The following is a 16776-nucleotide window of genomic DNA, read 5'->3' as shown; positions in this document are numbered from 1 at the left end:
TATTCCTGTAGTTTTAGGACTGTGGACTAAAATTACCAACGTAGATGTCTAACATTGACTACTTTTGGGTAGCTTTGTCCATGTTTTTACGAGCGGTTATGGGTGAGGCAGTGGCAGTTCGGGCGATCGCTGCTATCCGTCTTCGGGTATCGCCTGTCTGTGTCCGGAAACAAGGAAAGCAGCCGCAGAATTGGAGAGCGCTTGCAGTCAACAGAAGCGGGCATTTGATGCGGAAGTACCGCCTAACCTATCATCAGAAAAATGGGTAGAAACCCCGTCCTTATAAAACGGATTTACAAAAATATACAAAACAAATCGATTGCCTTACAAAAGACCTGATACTATGTGAAGATGGAAAAAGCCTACCGCTACCGATTCTACCCAACCACCGAGCAAGAAAATATCTTGCGACGGACAATGGGTTGCACTCGGTTAGTGTACAACAAGGCTTTAGCCGCTCGCACGGAAGCCTGGTATGAGCGTCAAGAGAGGGTTGGATACAAAGAAACCTCCTCAATGCTAACAAATTGGAAACAAGAAGAAGAGCTTGATTTCCTGAACGAAGTTAGTTGTGTACCCCTTCAACAAGGACTTAGACACCTTCAAACAGCTTTTACCAACTTCTTTGGAGGACGAGCTAAATATCCTAATTTCAAGAAAAAGCACAGCGGCGGTAGCGCTGAATTTACTAGATCAGCTTTCCGTTGGAAAAATGGCCAACTGTTTCTCGCAAAGTGTAACGATCCGTTACCTATTCGCTGGAGCAAGCAAATTCCCGAAGGGTGCATCCCGTCTACTGTTACCGTAAAACTAACACCCGCTGGACGTTGGTATGTCTCCATACTCGTAAATGACTATACGATTAAACCGCTTCCTAAAACCGATAAAACTATCGGATTGGATGTAGGGATCGCTAGCCTGATTACCACCAGTAATGGCGACAAGATAGCTAATCCCAAACAATTCAAAAAACTTCGCAAAAAATTAAAAAGAAAGCAAAAAGCCCTAGCCAAAAAGCAAAAAGGAAGTAACAATCGATACAAGGCACAGTTGGAAGTGGCTAGAGTCCACTCACAAATAGTCGATATTCGCAAAGACTTCTTGCACAAGCTGACAACTCAAATTATTCGTGAAAACCAAACGATTGTAGTTGAGGATTTAGCTATCAAGAATATGGTGAAAAACCATAAATTAGCTCTTGCTATTAGTGACGCTAGTTGGGGTGAGTTGATTCGCCAACTAAGTTACAAGTGCGAGTGGTATGGGCGAGAGTTTGTAAAAATAGACCGCTGGTTTCCTAGTTCTAAACGCTGTGGAAACTGCGGTCACATTGTTGAAAAATTGCCGTTGAATGTTCGAGAATGGGAATGTCCTAAGTGTGGGATAAACCACGATCGCGATATTAACGCTGCAAAAAATATTTTGGCGGCTGGGCTAGCCGTTGCAGTCTGTGGAGCGACCGTAAGACCCGAACAGAGCAAGTCTGTTAGGGCGGGTGCTATGAAGCAGAAACCCGATCGGTGACGATTGGGAATCCCCGCTCATCAAAAAAGTGGGTGGATGTCAAGGCAATAGAAGTCAACAGCAGGCAAAAGCAAAAGGTTAATTCAAAGTTGTCAGCAAATATTAGTCAATTATTGACCGACTCGCATTCAGATGATTCTATCTATTGGCATAGCTGCCGCCTGATTTCAATCTTTTTTCAATTAAAATTTCTCTCTAGCCGCATTCCCAGAGGTTCCGCCCTTGAATTCTCAGAAGTATAAAATTCAAGCACTGATTGCTGAGATTGATGAGGTACTCAGCAAGCCCGCACCCCGCTTGCCTTGGACGGGTTCGATCGATACTGTCCACCAGCGCCAACTTTTAGAGCGAGTTCGCACTTATCTGGTTTCCTCAGAGTCAAAGGTAGCTGCCCGCAAGGGGCCCGCCAGCCCAACTGTCCGCCCGGAACCAGTTCCAGTACCCAAAATGCCCCCGAGGGTCGATCGCCCCTCAGCAACAGAGCAAATTATGCTTGCCGTCACTGAGGAAATCACCAACCTGCGATCGGGTTTGACGGGGCCGCTCCAAGAAGAAATAGTAGCTCTGCGACAAGAGCAACAAGCCCTCATTCAAGAAATCAAACAGCTAGAAGCAAAACGGCAGCAACAACAATCCCTAGCTCAGCAACAAGCAAACCAACAGCAAATCATTTCTGAATTCTTGCAGGTACTGACGGGGCGCTTGGAAGAAACCTTGGATCGCGATTTATCCCAAATTTTTGGTAGCCTAGAAAATCAATTATTACCAAGCACTGCTGCACAATCGCAGCAATCGGCTTTCAGCGCACAAACCTCAGAAGAACTCCCGCTGCTAACACCGGCTCAGAGATTGGAGCAAATGCAACGGTTCCAAGCTAGTGCTGACAGTCTGCTGATGAGGCTCGATTCTACGATGGGTATCGTGTTCGAGGCTTTGGAAGCAAATCTGCAAAGCTATCAAGCTTCCTTGTCCCAAGGACTTGAAAATATGCATGGTTTGAGCCAGCAGAGCGAGGCAATGTTCGCGACTTTTGTTAATCACTTGGTCGCACAGTTGGGACGAGAAGCCTCTTCCTACGTGCAGCAGCCGATCGCCCTGGCAAATGTCCAAACAGGTTCCCCAACCGCATCCGATCGCTCTGTTGCTACTGGCGGCTTCTCAAATACCAAGATCCACTCATCAGCCGATGCCGAAAGTGAAGAGCGCAGTGGCGAACTCCCAGAACAAGACAGATTGCCCTACGCCGGGACAGAAATTTCTTCGCAATTCGGAAAGTTGAGGCGCGATCGCGATCGCATTGAAACTCCTCTCTCGCTCCCGGATTTGGAAGATAATTTGTTCGGTTCTTCACCGGAAATCCCTCCACAGCCAACTCGCTTTTCGGGTGCTGATTCGGAAAATTTCTTAGCAGAAAATGACGAAAATGTTGAGGATTTGTACGCTAGTTTGTTCGCGGGAGAAACAGTCGCAGAACTAGAATTAGAACTGGAAGATTTCACGATCGAAAATACGGAAAGTGCTGCCGCGACAGAAGCGGTACTATCTCCATCAGTGGCAGAGCGTGAAACTACAGAACCCCTAAATTCTGCGGAAGATTTGTTTGCAAATCTACTGGATGAAGGCGAATCGCTGGAAGATGTTCTAGCAGATGAAGATTCAGAATTTGCAATCGGTAATTCTGTAGAGGCTCTAACTTTAGATACTGAAGATTTATTTGAACCGCAAGTTACAACAGTAGCTGAAGTTTCAGCACCGTCAGCCTTAAGTTCGATCGAGCCTCAACTTGAGTTGGACGATCGAGAAAATCTAGAAATGGCTCAAAACCTAGGCGAGCATTTCGACACTGCTGCTGTGCCGGGGCCGCGTCCTGAGCAGGGGCCCCCGACTGCGAGCGCGGGCGATCGAATTAGCTCGAACCAACCCAGGAACACCCGTGTACCCAGTGCCCGTGATGTTCAAACTGGAGATTTTGGAAGCTCGTCCCAAGGGCTCAACGATGTTTACATCCAAGCTTCGCCGGAGGAGGATTTGCTGCCGGTTGAGGCATTAGAAGATGACCTGGATCGAGCTCTCAAGTTGGATGTGAGTACGATGGAACTGTTGGAGGCAGACCTCTACAATCTCGAGGGTTCGGATAATAATGCTCCAAGGCGATCGACTTCAAGTGCTTCTAACAACTTGGATTTATTGGGGAGTTCCCCTGACGACGGTGCAGACAATCCCTTTGCGGAAGCGGCGGAGGAAGAACTCGGATCGCTGGAGGATTTGTTCTCCGATGAGTTGGAACTTTCATCTGAAGATGAACCCTTTGTTTTGGAGGATGAACTTGAGGATGATTTGTTTGCTGGTGAAGATGAATCGAATTTGACGCTAGACGAGATTTTGGCGAGTTTGAAGGATACCGATCCAGAAGTGGCCCAAACTCCGGAAACCGAGGAACTGCCGTCAAATCCTCCAAAAAGTCAAAAAAAAAACCTAATTTCCAGACAGAGTAAAGCCGGGGTTGTTGAGGAGATAACCGAATCTAGAGAGTTTGCTGTTGGGCAGCAGCAAGAGTCAGCGCTACATTCTGTTCCAGGTGCGATCGCCCCTTCATCCTCTCAATCCCAAAAACGCCCGAATTCTCTCTGGTATTTGGGCCTTGATTTTGGTTCCAGCGGGCTGTCGGCGGCTTTGCTCGATCGCGCCAGCGGCCAGTTGCACCCAATTTACTGGGAAACAGCCCAGGCTGAGGTTTCCGCAGCCAGCGCGAGCTTTCGGATTCCCTCAGTCGCGGCGATCGAGGAAACAGCCCCAACCGCCACCAGCGGCCCGCAGGTGACAGTCAAGTCAGTGGGATCCCCGCAGTTGGATTTGCGTGCGGGAGAATTTTTATTGCAAAATTTTAAATTGCCTTTAAAGGTGGGCATTCCTTATCAGCGGGCAACTGGTGGGATGTACGAACCGCTGTTGCAGTGGTCATCCGATCTGGCTGTGTCGATCGCCCTACCGCTGCACGCTGTGCGGGCGCTGCTGGCTACTTTGAATCGAAAGCACCAGGGGAAAAAATTTCGCACATCGCCGGAAGTTTTGGATTCTGCCAGCCCGGAGGCGAATTCTGCTCTATTGCCAATTTCCCATTTAATCTGTAAAGCTTCGGGACTGACGCCAGAAATTCTGGATGCGGCGCTGCAAGACTTGCAGGGCGTGATTTTGGGGACTCCAGCAAGCTGGTCTCAGGCCTATGGGTTTAACCTGCGGGAGGCTGTTTTGGGCGCGGATCTGGTGGCTTCGGGCGCGCAAATTTTTGTGGTTCCCGATGCGATCGCCACTTTGGTTGCTGCTGTAACTCCTATAAAAAATGCCACAGGAGTGCAATCTGCGGCAATGGATACTATTGAAAGCTCCCTTGCAGAAGCTGCACCGCTAACTGTCAATGCTTCCTCTTTTAGCGGGGGAACTTTGATTGTGAATGCGGGGGCTGCCACGGTGGAATTAGCTGTAGTTGAGTTGCAGGAAAATCTTCAAAATTTAACTCGTGCTGATTTTACTTGCCAAAGTTTTGATGCGGCTGGCAATGCTTTCGATCAAGATATTATTTGTCAGTTGTTGGCTAAGAATGAAACTTGGGGAATGTCGATCGATTTGCCGCGTCCAGGGCATCCAGATTTGCCGAGTCGCTATCAATTGCAGCAGCGGTTGCAAGGTTCAGATTTTGGCCTGCAATTGTTAGAGGCGGCAAGGCATTTGAAAGTTATTTTGCAACATCAAGAAAGTTTTGCTTTTGATATTGACCAGCAGCATTGGGAAGTGAAGCGTCGAGATTTGGAAAGTTTGGTTTTAGTGCCTTTTGTACAGCAGTTGAATCGTGAATTGAATGCTTTGCTCAGCCGCGCGGGAATGTCGCCGGCCCGAATCAATCAGGCGATTTGTACTGGGGGCATGGGTGGTTGGCCTGCGATCGCCCGATGGTTGCGGCAAAAGCTGCCGAATGCGATCGTGGTTCAAGATCGCGAATTGGAGAGCGATCGAGATATTTCGGAAATTTACAATTTTGCCTCAAATTCCGTATCTCAAAGCACAAACTCTTCAAAAACAAGCGGTCAAGTTGCCTGCGGGTTGGCAAGTTTAGCTCTCTATCCTCAAATTTTGGATGTGCGACAGCAACAGTACAGCGACTTTTTTCTGCTGTGGGAATTAATGCAGATTTTGGGCAGAAAAACTCTGAGCTTTGAGGAAATTTTGCAGTTGCTCGAACGCCAGGGCGTGAACACCCGCACCTGCGAGCCCCGAATTCTGCGGATTTTGGAAGGAAGATTGCCGGCGGGGCTTTTGCCGGAGGAGGAAGATTTCATGCTGCTAGCCGAGGAGTCGAGGCAAAATCCGGATTGGCACGCAATTTTGGCCGAGCCCCTTTTCTTTGAAGATGTCTCGCGGGGTTATCGTTTGAATGTGGAACACGCCTCTGTTGTTCGCGAATATTTAGGCCTCCTTGCCTCTAGCAGCCAGCAAAAATTGTTAGAGCCACTAACAATTGCTTGGGATATTCGCACGGATATCGATCGGTAAACTGCAAAAAACCGGTTTTCTCAGTGGAATCTTTTTTGTCTTCCCCAAATATTCTCCGTAGAAACCGGGTTTTTGAGCACAAAAACTCAGTTTTTTCAGTAAATGTACTTGATTTTACGGAATATTTATATTTTTATAAATGAAATATACAGAAACTTTATAAAAGTGTTGCAGCTTTTTAAAGATTGTGCAAAGCCAAGGAGTTCATCTTCTTCAGATGGGGAGAGTCTCATAAGATAGACGTGAGTTCTAGTTAAATCTTGAGACAAATCAGATGAAATTAGTGATGGGTGCTTCTAAATTATCAGTATTATCAGAAATGCTTTCCTTATTTATCCCGAAACCTACTTACAGAGTTTGTGTATCAAAACAGCCCCTTCACCGATCCGTAACAAGTAAGGTCAAGCGGTCGATCGATATTTTGGGCTCGTTGTTAGGACTGGCAATTGCTGTGGCGTTAGCCGTGCCGGTAGCGCTAGTGATGCTTTTGGACAGTCGGGGCCCGCTGCTGTACAGTCAGGTTCGCTGTGGCTTCAAAGGACGGCATTTCAGAATCTGGAAATTTCGATCGATGGTTGTAGGTGCAGAAAATCTCAAACACCTAGTTACCAACCAAGCCAAGGGTCACATTTTCAAGAATGATAATGACCCGCGAATTACCCCCATCGGTCGCTTTTTGCGGTGCACGAGCTTGGACGAGTTGCCTCAATTCTGGAACGTGCTAGTCGGGGACATGAGTTTGGTGGGAACTCGACCGCCAACTCCCGATGAGGTCGCAGGCTACGAGGACTTTCACTGGCAGCGTTTAAATGTCAAACCCGGTCTGACTGGGGAGTGGCAAGTCAACGGACGCTCTGGAGTTAAAGACTTTGACGATATTGTGCACATGGATCTAGACTATCAGCGCAAGTGGTCTGTTGTCTACGACATCAGCCTGATTTGCAAAACTATTTGGGTTGTATTGAATAAACACGGTGCGTGTTAATTGATTTAGTCGATCGGTTGTTTTGGGTTGTTTTTTGTGAGCTTCGATTAGATGAATATTAAGTTAAAAGCTGTTTTGCTCAAAGTTAAACAGCTACCAAAAAATGCTAAATTAAGGGCAAGCTTGTAAAAAGCTTGCCCTTAATTTTTTTACTATTCTTTTATTCCTTCATCTTTCTTCTTTCGGTCAACTGTCAGCCCAACGACCAGCTCTCTTCGACTGCGATCGGGGGCATCTCAGTTTTGCATTTACAGTGCGAGCGGGGACGCTCGCACTACCATAAAAAATGCTTCTTGCAAAACTGAGATGCTCCCTCTTCGACTGCGATCGGGGGGCAGGCTGTCAACTGTCAACTCTTCGACTGCGTTCTTCGGACAAGCTGTCAACTGTCAACTGTCAACTGTCAACTGTCAACTATTAACTGTCTTATGAATTTGCCTAATTTGATTACTTTTTCTCGCTTATTGGGAGTGCCGTTTCTGCTCTACGGTTTGTACGACCCAAGCGCGCAAAGCCGTTGGATTTGTACCGCGATTTTTGTGGTAGCGGCGGCTACTGATTGGCTGGACGGGTATTTGGCTAGAAAGCTGAACCAAATTACCGATTTGGGTAAGTTTCTCGACCCTTTGGTGGATAAATTGTTGGTACTCGCACCGCTTTTAGTATTGATTGAGTTGGGTAAAGTCCCGGCTTGGGCAGTGTTTTTAATTTTGGGGCGGGAGTTGACAATTGCGGGGTGGCGTGTTAATAAAACTACGATTTCGGGAGCTAATATTTGGGGCAAGTTGAAGACGGTGAGTCAGATTGTGGCGATCGCACTTTTAATCGCTCCCCTCTCCGAAGACTGGAACGTTCCGGCATTAATTGCGTTTTGGGTTTCTGTGGGTTTAACTTTAATTTCTGGCGCTATCTATCTCTGGCCGTCCAAGACTGCTGAGGAAAAGTAAGGATGAGCAAGTTATTGGTTTGAATACAAATTGGATATTCTAGCTAGCTAAGGTCGCAACGGGCGATCGAACTTTGCTGGAATGTACACAAAAACGTTTTTGACGAAGAATTCTGGATGCACTAATCTGCTATACAAGCACTTTGTGGTATGGCAAATTGCCATGCTTGAGATCGCACATTCCGCACCCGCTTAGGAATAGGCTCACACAGTATAATTACTGAGAATAATCCATCCTTACAGTAATAAATTATGCCTTTAAAAAAGTTTTTCATTACTTAACACGCGGTATAAAAGTATAATTTATAGCTTAATAGCTCTATAAAAACAAGTAAAAACCGAGGGCGCCCAATGTGGGAAGAGCCAATCTGTGGCGTTCTTGCGTCCATAATTGACCCAAAAATATCCTGGATTGCGATCGCCACAATTGAAACAGTAGTTGACTAGACTGGAATTGTATCTGCGGTTAACATATCAGTCAACCGCAGATGTAAGGCAGATCGACGCAGATGAACGCAGATCGTTCAAAGAAAAGCGAGCTAATGAATGCCATGCAAGTCTATTGAATGTTGGTGCGTCCATAACTGCTATTAATAGCGCTGCTAGGAAATACTCTATTGCAAATTAGCAAAAATAATGAACTTAGGAATTCGGGCTAAATTGTTGGCTAGCTTTGGAGCTTTGACGGCTTTACTCGCAGTAGTCGGATTTGTGGGTTGGCGGAATACTGTTGAATTAGCACAAGATGCGGAGAAAATGTACGCATATCAAGTTAAGGGGACGGTGGCTCTAGCCAACTCAGAGTCAGCTTTGTGGAAGCTGCGTTACGGCTTCCCACAGTTTCTAGTTTTACCATCCAAGCGATCGGACATTTTGACCGAAGAGCCACAATTATACAAAATAATTGACGATAACCTGCGAGAATATGCCAAAGGCGAACTCACCGCAGAAGAGCAAGTTGCTTTCCATAAGCTGCAAGATGCTTATCACAGGTATATTGCGGCCAGACCTAAGTGGTTTGAGTTGCAGCAAGCAGGTAAACTTAAGGAAGCAGCAGAGTATCGCGCAGCTACGACAACTCCTTTTGGTGCCGAAACAGTTGAGGCTTTTTCAGAACTAATCCAACTCCAGCGAAAAGTTGGCGAAACAAAACATCAGGAAATTGAAGCCAATATTCAGGGTTTGACAGTTTTGCTAGTCTGTACTCTGAGTTTTGCTTTGTTGTCCGCAGTAATCTTGACTGCGATCGTCAGCCGCGATATTGTTAACCCCATAGTGCAATCTGTCAAGAAGATTGCTTCTTCTTCCATGGAAATTACTGCCGCAGTCGAGCGACAAGAATACACGATATCTCAGCAAGCTAATGCTGTGAATCAAACTACTGCGACGATGAACGAGTTAAGTGTTGCATCGTCTTTGTCGGCCAAGCAAGCAGAAGCATCGGCAGTCTCGTCGCATCAAGCACTAACCCTAGCTGAGTCTGGAAATCAATCTGTAGAAAAGACGATGAAGGGAATAGTAACTCTGCAAGAAAAAGTAGACGCGATCGCCAAACAGATTACATACTTGAACGAAAATACTGTTAAAATTAGTGGGATTTCTGACCTGGTAGCCGATCTCGCTAACCAAACAAATATGTTAGCTCTTAATGCTGCTGTGGAAGCAGTCCGTGCTGGGGAAAACGGCAAGGGTTTTGCTGTTGTCGCGACAGAAATTCGGCGACTAGCTGATGAAAGTAAACAATCAGCCGATAAAATTAATGTTCTAGCTAAAGAAATTCAAGTTGCGATCGGCTACACGGTGATGGTAACGGATGAAGGTTCAAAAACCGCAGCACAAGGAATTACACAAGCTAGGGGGACAACAGAAATTTTTGCTGGTGTAGCAGAGGCGATAGACAAGGTATTTTTGAACAATCAACAAATTGCTCTAAATGCTAACCAACAGGCGATCGCAATTGAACAAGTGCTCGCAGCAATGAACCATGTTAATTTAGGAGCAACAGAAACTGCTACTAGCATTGCTCAAGTTAAAGTTTGTACGGAACTGCTCAACCAAACCGCAGCAGAACTAAATAAAATGGCTTAGTAGAAGGAAGAAGTAAAAAGCTGTAAGGTGCGGTTTAATTGTCAGGATAGCATATATAAAACTACCAAAAGGCTGGCTAAGGTATGTTGTTGCGCTTCAGCGCTCTTTCCGGATCTTAGGAAAGAGCGCGCTGAAGCGCAACAACGTACCTATGCAGCTTAATAATGACTCCCCGATTTCCGGTAGTGCACGGCTGTCACCCCGTCATTTTTCAACAAATGACCGCTTTCAACCGCCGCATAAACCACCCAGTGATCCCCGCATTCCATCCGACCGATCACTTCGCATTCGAGATAAGCTAAAGCATCAGTCAAAACTGGACAGCCGTTGCTAGCTTCTGTTGTTTCAACTCCGGCAAATCTGTCTTCTCCCGGAGCAAAGTTTTTCATGAAATACTTCCGCAACTGTCGCCCTTCTGCTAAGATGTTGAGCACAAATTTATCTCCGGCGTACATCAAAGCTTCGATCGATCGATCTTTAGCCACCGCAATCGTCAAACCCGGAGGGCTAAACGTGGCTTGCGACACCCACGAAGCCAACATCGCACTCGTGACATCCCCGCGCCGCGCCGACAGTACACACAGGGAACCTACCAATCTTCCTACAGCTTGTTCCGTGCGATCGCTCCCACCAGTCAACTGCGGTTTCGGCGCCCGCAATTTTTGCGACTTAATCAAGGCTTGAGCAAAATCCGTTCCCGCTTCTTTGCACTCGTGAATCGTCGCAGCCGTCGGCTTAAACTTGGCTCGAATCGGCTCAAATCCAATCCGATAGCCAGCATCTTTTAATTTTCCTTCCACTAAGTCGATCGCCTCGCCACTCCAGCCAAAAGAACCGAAAACCCCCGCTAATTTGCTTTTAGTTGCTGTAGACAACACAATTCCCAAAGCCGTTTGAATTTGCGTCGGTGCGTGTCCGGCTAGCGTCGGAGTACCGATGATAAATCCGGCACATTTCTCGATCGCCTCTTGAATTTCTCCCGGTTCGGCAAATTCGCAATTGATGCTTTCTACAGCAACACCGGCCTTCGTAATCCCTTTGGCGATCGCCTGCGCCAAAGTAGCAGTATTGCCGTAAGCCGAAGCATAAATCAAAGCAACTGTCAAGTCTTTTGAATTTTGTTGTTGGCTCCATTCCCGATACAAATTGCTCAATTCGTGGAGGCCGTAACGGACGATCGGCCCGTGACCGGGAGCGTAAAATGCTGTTGGCAAATCAGCTAATTTATCCATTGCTGTCAGCACTTGTTTCGCCTGAGATGCGTGCAGGGAATCGTAATAATAGCGCCGATCTTCGCTGTAAACGCTCCAGCCTTCATCAAATACTTGATCGCCGCAAACGTGAGAACCAAAAAATTTGTCAGTGAACACGATTCGAGTTTGCGGATCGTAGGTGCAAAGTTCATCAGGCCAGCGCGGAGTCGGAGTCGCCAGGAATTTTAATTTGTGACCTTTACCTAAATCAAGAGTTTCTTCACCCCGAACGATCATAATGTTTAACTCTTGTTCGGGAAAAGCCGATCGCAAACCAATAGCCGCCGGATTCGTACAAACAAAAGCTACTTGTGGAGCCAATTCTAACAAAGCTTTGATCGTGACGGATCTGTTAGCATTGAAATGCCCCAAAATTATGTAATCCAGCATTTTCAAGTCCACCCGTTTCTGCAAAGATTCCAGATAATTTTGGGTGAAAGATTCTCCCGGCGGGTCGAACAAAGCAGTTTTGTCAGCTTGAATGAGATAGCTGTTGGCTGTTGTCCCCCTTTGCAGGGAATATTCTACTTCAAATTTTAGTCTGTCCCAAGTGCGCGATCGCACTGCTGCGGTATCTGTGGCAATTGGGACAAACTGCACGTCGCGGGGTTTGGTATTAGATGCGAGTCTAGGAGTCAAAGTATTAGTCATTAATTGCACCTATCTATATTAAGTTTGCAAGGGGGAAACTGTTGATTTTGTGAATGAGATTTTTTTTATTAACCGCAGAGGACGCAGAGGACGCAGAGGGAGAAAGGAAGAAATACAGTAGCATCGTCCTGTGTTTAAATGTAGGGTGCGTCAGCAGATAGTTGATGATTAACTCGAATAAAACTTCGGCTGACGCACCTTACTAATACCTTTGGAGTGTGTTGACTCAGACAAGAAAGACAAAAAACTCGAGGGTTTAATTTCTCTCTTGCTTTTGACAACACTCAACAGTCAACTGACAACTGACAACCGTCAACTGTCAACTGTCAACTGTCAACTGTCAACTGACTAATAGTGATTGCCGACTTTGCGGTGGTGAACTGCCGGCAGTGCTTCGGGATTGGAGACGCGGCCGCTATCGACCGTAGCATATACGATATGATGATCCGAAAGTTCCATCCTGCTGACCACTTCGCATTCCATGTAGGCCAAAGCATCGGTCAAAATCGGAGAACCGTTGGTAGCAGGTTGAGTTTTAACTCCGGCAAATCGATCGGCACCTGGGGCAAAACGCTTCAAAAAGTGCTTCATCAAGCTTTGATAATTGCCTTCTTCCAGCACGTTGAGTACAAACTTATCACCCGCGTGCATCATCGATTCGATCGCCCGATCCTTCGCAACTGCTATAGTTAAACCCAGCGGTTTAAAGCTGGCTTGCGTCACCCAAGAAGCCAACATCGCACTGCTAACCTCGCCTTTTTGAGCAGTAATAATGTACAATCCGCCGCTGATGCGTCCCAAAGCTTTATCAACATCGCTATCCAGGGATTTCATCTGTTTGACAGCCTTGTCCCGCGACAGCCACTGTCCCAAGTCGGTACCGGCTTCGTCGCAAACTTGATAAATCGCTTCCGTCGGCGCTTCTTTAATCAAAATGTTGGGAAATGCTTCTTTCAAACCCAACTCTTTGAACTTGTTTCGCAGCGGATAAATCGATGCGTCATCGCCACCGCCGGATTCGCACAAACCGAAGGATTGTTTGTTGTTAGCTGCAACTAAAATTGTGTTAATAGCAGCTTCGGCATTCTCCGCAGCAGCGCCATTACTCGGTGGCGAACAAATCACAATCCCCGCAGCGCTACCGACAAGTTCCCGCACTTCCTGCAATTCGGCGGTTTTCAAGTCCATCATTTCTACGGCGACACCGGTTTTGGTAATCCCGTGGGCAATGGCTTGGGCGAGGCGATCGCTAAATCCGTAATCAGAAGTGTAAAATACCGCTACAGTGGTTTCTGCCTTAGCTTGTTCTTGGCTCCACTTTTTGTAACGTCCGGTAAGTTCCACCACATTGTACCTGAGCAGCGGCCCGTGACCGGTTGCCACCGTACCGATTTCTCCCAACTCGGCCATCCGCTTCATTGCACTCAGTACCGATCGAGCATTTGGAGCCATCAAACACTCATAATAAAAGTGATAATCCTCCTCAACCGCCGCTAAATCCTCATCATAGGTACTGTCAGAACAGTAGTGCATCCCGAAAGCATCGCAGGTGAACATCACCTGAGTTTTGCTGTCGTAGCTGAAAATAGTATCAGGCCAGTGCAAATTCGGCGCCGACACAAATTCGATAACGTGGCCGTTTCCTAAATCTAGTTTGTCCCCATTTTTGACTACAAGTCGCTCAAATGGCTGGTGTATCAGGTTTTCTAAAAATTGAATTGCTACCTTCGCCCCCACGACAATCGCCTGGGGTGCCAAAGCCAGCACATCTTTCACCAAACCGCTGTGGTCTGGTTCAGTGTGGCTGATAATTAGATAATCAATCTCTTTCGGGTCGATTTCCCCCGTCAGAGTGTCCATATATTGCTGGCGAAACTTCTCGTGCGAGGTATCTACGAGGGCTGTTTTTTCGCCGCGAATGATGAAAGAGTTGTAAGTTGTACCGTTTTTGAGCCCGAATTCTATGTCAAAGCGGTCTCTATCCCAGTCCAGGCATCGAATTGCCGTTGTATCAGAGGCAATTTCGACCTTTTCCACCGTCAATCTGCGTTGGACTCGTTCAGTCAGGGCTACCATACTCTGCCTCCTTGTCTGTTATCCATTACCTTATTGTTTCCATTCTGACACGTTTCTTTTGTAAATCTTCATAAAATTTCTTATGACGCTGTTAAGTAACTTCAAAGTTATTAATGTGTGCAGCGGGCGATTCCCTACCCGATAGATTCGCTTCACGCCAGTTTTTGCACAAATCTACCGATCGGGTCTTGACAAAATTATGATTTTGCCGAGCGAGCTAAAAAAAAATACACGCACCCGCGACCTCAGAAACCCGGTTTCTTCGTATATTTCTCGTTCCCAACAAAAAACTCGTAGAAACCGGGTTTCTAGCCGCTCATAGGGCGGCCCTGAAACTCTCCGAAGTGTTGTTACGTTGGGGCCAACGATCGAATTTTATTGTGGGAGTTCTCGGAGGAAATAATATGACAAATCTTATCCCTTCTGATTAGTAAGTGGTAACTCCACAATCAACTCAGTGCCTTCACCAACCTGACTGACGCACCGAATCCGCCCGCCGTGAGCTTGTACAATTACCTGATAGCACACTGAAAGCCCCAAACCAGTACCTTTTCCTACAGGTTTAGTCGTAAAAAACGGGTCAAAAATCTTGTCTTGAATGTGCGCCGGAATGCCACTTCCTGTATCGCGCACAGAGATTGTTACCCAGTCCGGCTCGCTTTGCCAACTGCGGATCGTTAATTCTCCCGGTTTGTCGGCCCAGGCGATCGCATCTAAGGCATTGTCAATCAAATTATAAAATACTTGGTTGATTTGACCGGCATGACATTTGACTGGCGGCAGATTTCCGTATTGCTTGTCAATTTTTATATTTGATTTTAGTTTATTTTGCAGCATCAATAAACTGCTTTCCAAACCTTCATGCAAATCCACAGCTTTAAATTCTGCGTGATCTAAGCGAGAAAAATTTCGCAGCGTCATCACGATCGCTCTAATCCTGCTGCTGCCTTCCCGCATCGAATTGAGCAGTTTGCCAAAGTCATCTCGAACGTAATCGAGTTCTAGTTCTTCATTGATTCTGACAATTGCCTCCGCTGCTTCTGGGCAGGCATTTCCGCACAATTCTATAGCTTCGTTCAAGACTTTAAAATATTCTTGAGCGTGAAACAAGTTAGCGTGGATAAAATTGTTGGCGTTGTTAATTTCGTGAGCAATTCCCGCCACCATTTGCCCCAATCCAGACATTTTTTCGGTTTGAATCAATTGCTGTTGAGTCGATCGCAATTCTTGCATTGCGGCTTGCAATTGCTGGGTTTGAGCTTGAGATTTGACCGCAGCTTCTCGGACTTGGCTGTAAAGTTCTGCTTGCTGAATCGCGATCGCCATTTGGTCGGCTAGCTGCGACAGCAACTCCATTTCTTGGCGCTGCCAATTTCGCGTATCGCCGCACTCGTGAGCAATCAGCAAACCCCACAGTTTACCGGGAAATTTTACAGGACTTCCGGCTGTAGCGAGTAAATTTTCTTCGCTACCGGATGTAACAATGGGTACGATCAGATTAGCTTTTACCTGCAAGCTGTCTAAGAAATCAACGTGACAAGGCTCTAAACCGGCATTAAAAATATCATTAATTGCTTTGACTCGCCCTTGCTGGTAAAGATCGGCGTAATTTCCCCTAAAACACTTATCTTCCCCCATATCTCCTAGAATAGAAGGCCAAGGAACTGTCATATCTTCAACGACAACTTTTCCTTGCCAGTTATCTTCAAACTGGTAGATAATTACCCGATCGCACTGCAACCATTGGCGGACTTCTCTCACCGCTGTTTGCAGGATAGTTCCCAGATCCAGGGTACTGCGAATTTGGTTGCCAATCAGTCGCAGCAGAGATTCTCGTTCGGCTTGACGGCGGGTTTTGCTGTAGAGTTTGGCTTGATTGATCGCGATCGCCAATTGCGATGCTACCCCTTCTAACAGTTGCCGTTCCCAATCAGTCCATTCCCGTTCGCGATCGCACTGATGCAAGCCAATTATGCCATTCACTTCACCTTGATAGCGAGTAGCGACTGCCAGCATTGACTTAATTTCCAAAGTCTCGGCAATTTTTCGGGTTTGTGCATTTAACCCCGGAAAATCCAGAAACTTCGTCAATGCTAGCGACTCTTGTCCAGACACGACTGCGGCCAAGTGCGGGTTGTCAGTAATCGGTACTTTCATCCCCAGTTGTATGGGATAGTCTCCCGCGTTGTACTCTCCCCGCGTGACCAACGTTTTTTCTGTATTGGATTCTTTGACTAAAATACTCGCGCGGCTGCACTGTAGCGCTTGCCCCAGCAATCGGCACGCCGATGTTAAAATCTGTTCTATATCAAGGGTGCTGCGAATTTCGTTATTAATTTCGTTGAGCAAGTTTGATAGCTGAACTTGCTGCTGCATCTGCACGATGATGGCTTTTTGTTGGTCTACTTCCGGCAGCGAAAGACCTTCTTCTTGATTCCAGTTACCTGATTCAGGCAACCGCGCAGTCAGTCTCTGCCAGGGGGTTTCTTGTTGTTGTATTTTTAAAGACATATTTACTCAGCACTTGTACAGTATTTTGATAGACTCTGGTTGTTTACACATTTGCTTACCCCGCCAACAGCAGATCGTCGCTACCACGAATTTAGGACGATATTAAAACATTATAAATGATATATCCCGAGCATAGCAATTATTTGCTTTACAAATATTTATAAATAATAATTATGGTCAAGGAGCCGACAATA

At 46.5% G+C, this 16776-nt stretch carries 8 protein-coding genes; 5 read left to right on the top strand and 3 right to left on the bottom strand.

Features of this window, described 5'->3' with window-relative positions; genetic code table 11:
- The first annotated feature begins 351 nt into the window (after nt 1–351).
- From JGK22_RS17915 to JGK22_RS17895, 5 genes are all read left to right on the top strand, one after another.
- Nucleotides 352–1524 (top strand): RNA-guided endonuclease TnpB family protein, encoded by a 1173-nt coding sequence (locus JGK22_RS17915; RefSeq protein ID WP_293206648.1) that lies wholly within the window; start codon nt 352–354, stop codon nt 1522–1524.
- A gap of 222 nt (nt 1525–1746) precedes the next feature.
- Nucleotides 1747–6072: a hypothetical protein gene (locus JGK22_RS17910; RefSeq protein ID WP_293313336.1), complete on the top strand. Its 4326-nt coding sequence runs from the start codon at nt 1747–1749 to the stop codon at nt 6070–6072.
- Nucleotides 6073–6346: 274 nt separating this feature from the next.
- The gene (locus JGK22_RS17905; RefSeq protein ID WP_293185763.1) at nt 6347–7057 is read left to right on the top strand and encodes a sugar transferase; all 711 of its coding nucleotides are present in this window, start codon (nt 6347–6349) and stop codon (nt 7055–7057) included.
- A gap of 428 nt (nt 7058–7485) precedes the next feature.
- On the top strand, nt 7486–8004 hold the full coding sequence (gene pgsA, locus JGK22_RS17900) for a CDP-diacylglycerol--glycerol-3-phosphate 3-phosphatidyltransferase (protein WP_293185762.1): 519 nt from the start codon (nt 7486–7488) through the stop codon (nt 8002–8004).
- A 635-nt stretch (nt 8005–8639) separates the two neighbouring features.
- Nucleotides 8640–10091: a methyl-accepting chemotaxis protein gene (locus JGK22_RS17895; protein WP_293185761.1), complete on the top strand. Its 1452-nt coding sequence runs from the start codon at nt 8640–8642 to the stop codon at nt 10089–10091.
- Nucleotides 10092–10249: 158 nt separating this feature from the next.
- Here JGK22_RS17895 and JGK22_RS17890 read toward each other — a convergent pair whose 3' ends face one another.
- From JGK22_RS17890 to JGK22_RS17880, 3 genes are all read right to left on the bottom strand, one after another.
- Nucleotides 10250–11995: a diflavin flavoprotein gene (locus JGK22_RS17890; RefSeq protein WP_293185760.1), complete on the bottom strand. Its 1746-nt coding sequence runs from the start codon at nt 11993–11995 to the stop codon at nt 10250–10252.
- Between the two features lie 348 nt (nt 11996–12343).
- Nucleotides 12344–14071 (bottom strand): diflavin flavoprotein, encoded by a 1728-nt coding sequence (locus JGK22_RS17885; protein WP_293313334.1) that lies wholly within the window; start codon nt 14069–14071, stop codon nt 12344–12346.
- Nucleotides 14072–14485: 414 nt separating this feature from the next.
- Nucleotides 14486–16582, bottom strand: a complete 2097-nt coding sequence (locus tag JGK22_RS17880; RefSeq protein ID WP_293313332.1) for a GAF domain-containing protein — start codon at nt 16580–16582, stop codon at nt 14486–14488.
- Between the last annotated feature and the right edge of the window lie 194 nt (nt 16583–16776).

The sequence above is a fragment of the Microcoleus sp. PH2017_08_TRC_O_A genome, assembly GCF_020738665.1.
Classification (GTDB): Bacteria; Cyanobacteriota; Cyanobacteriia; order Cyanobacteriales; family Microcoleaceae; genus Microcoleus.
Note: the sequence above shows the minus strand (reverse complement) of the source record. Positions and strands in the feature narration are given on the sequence as shown.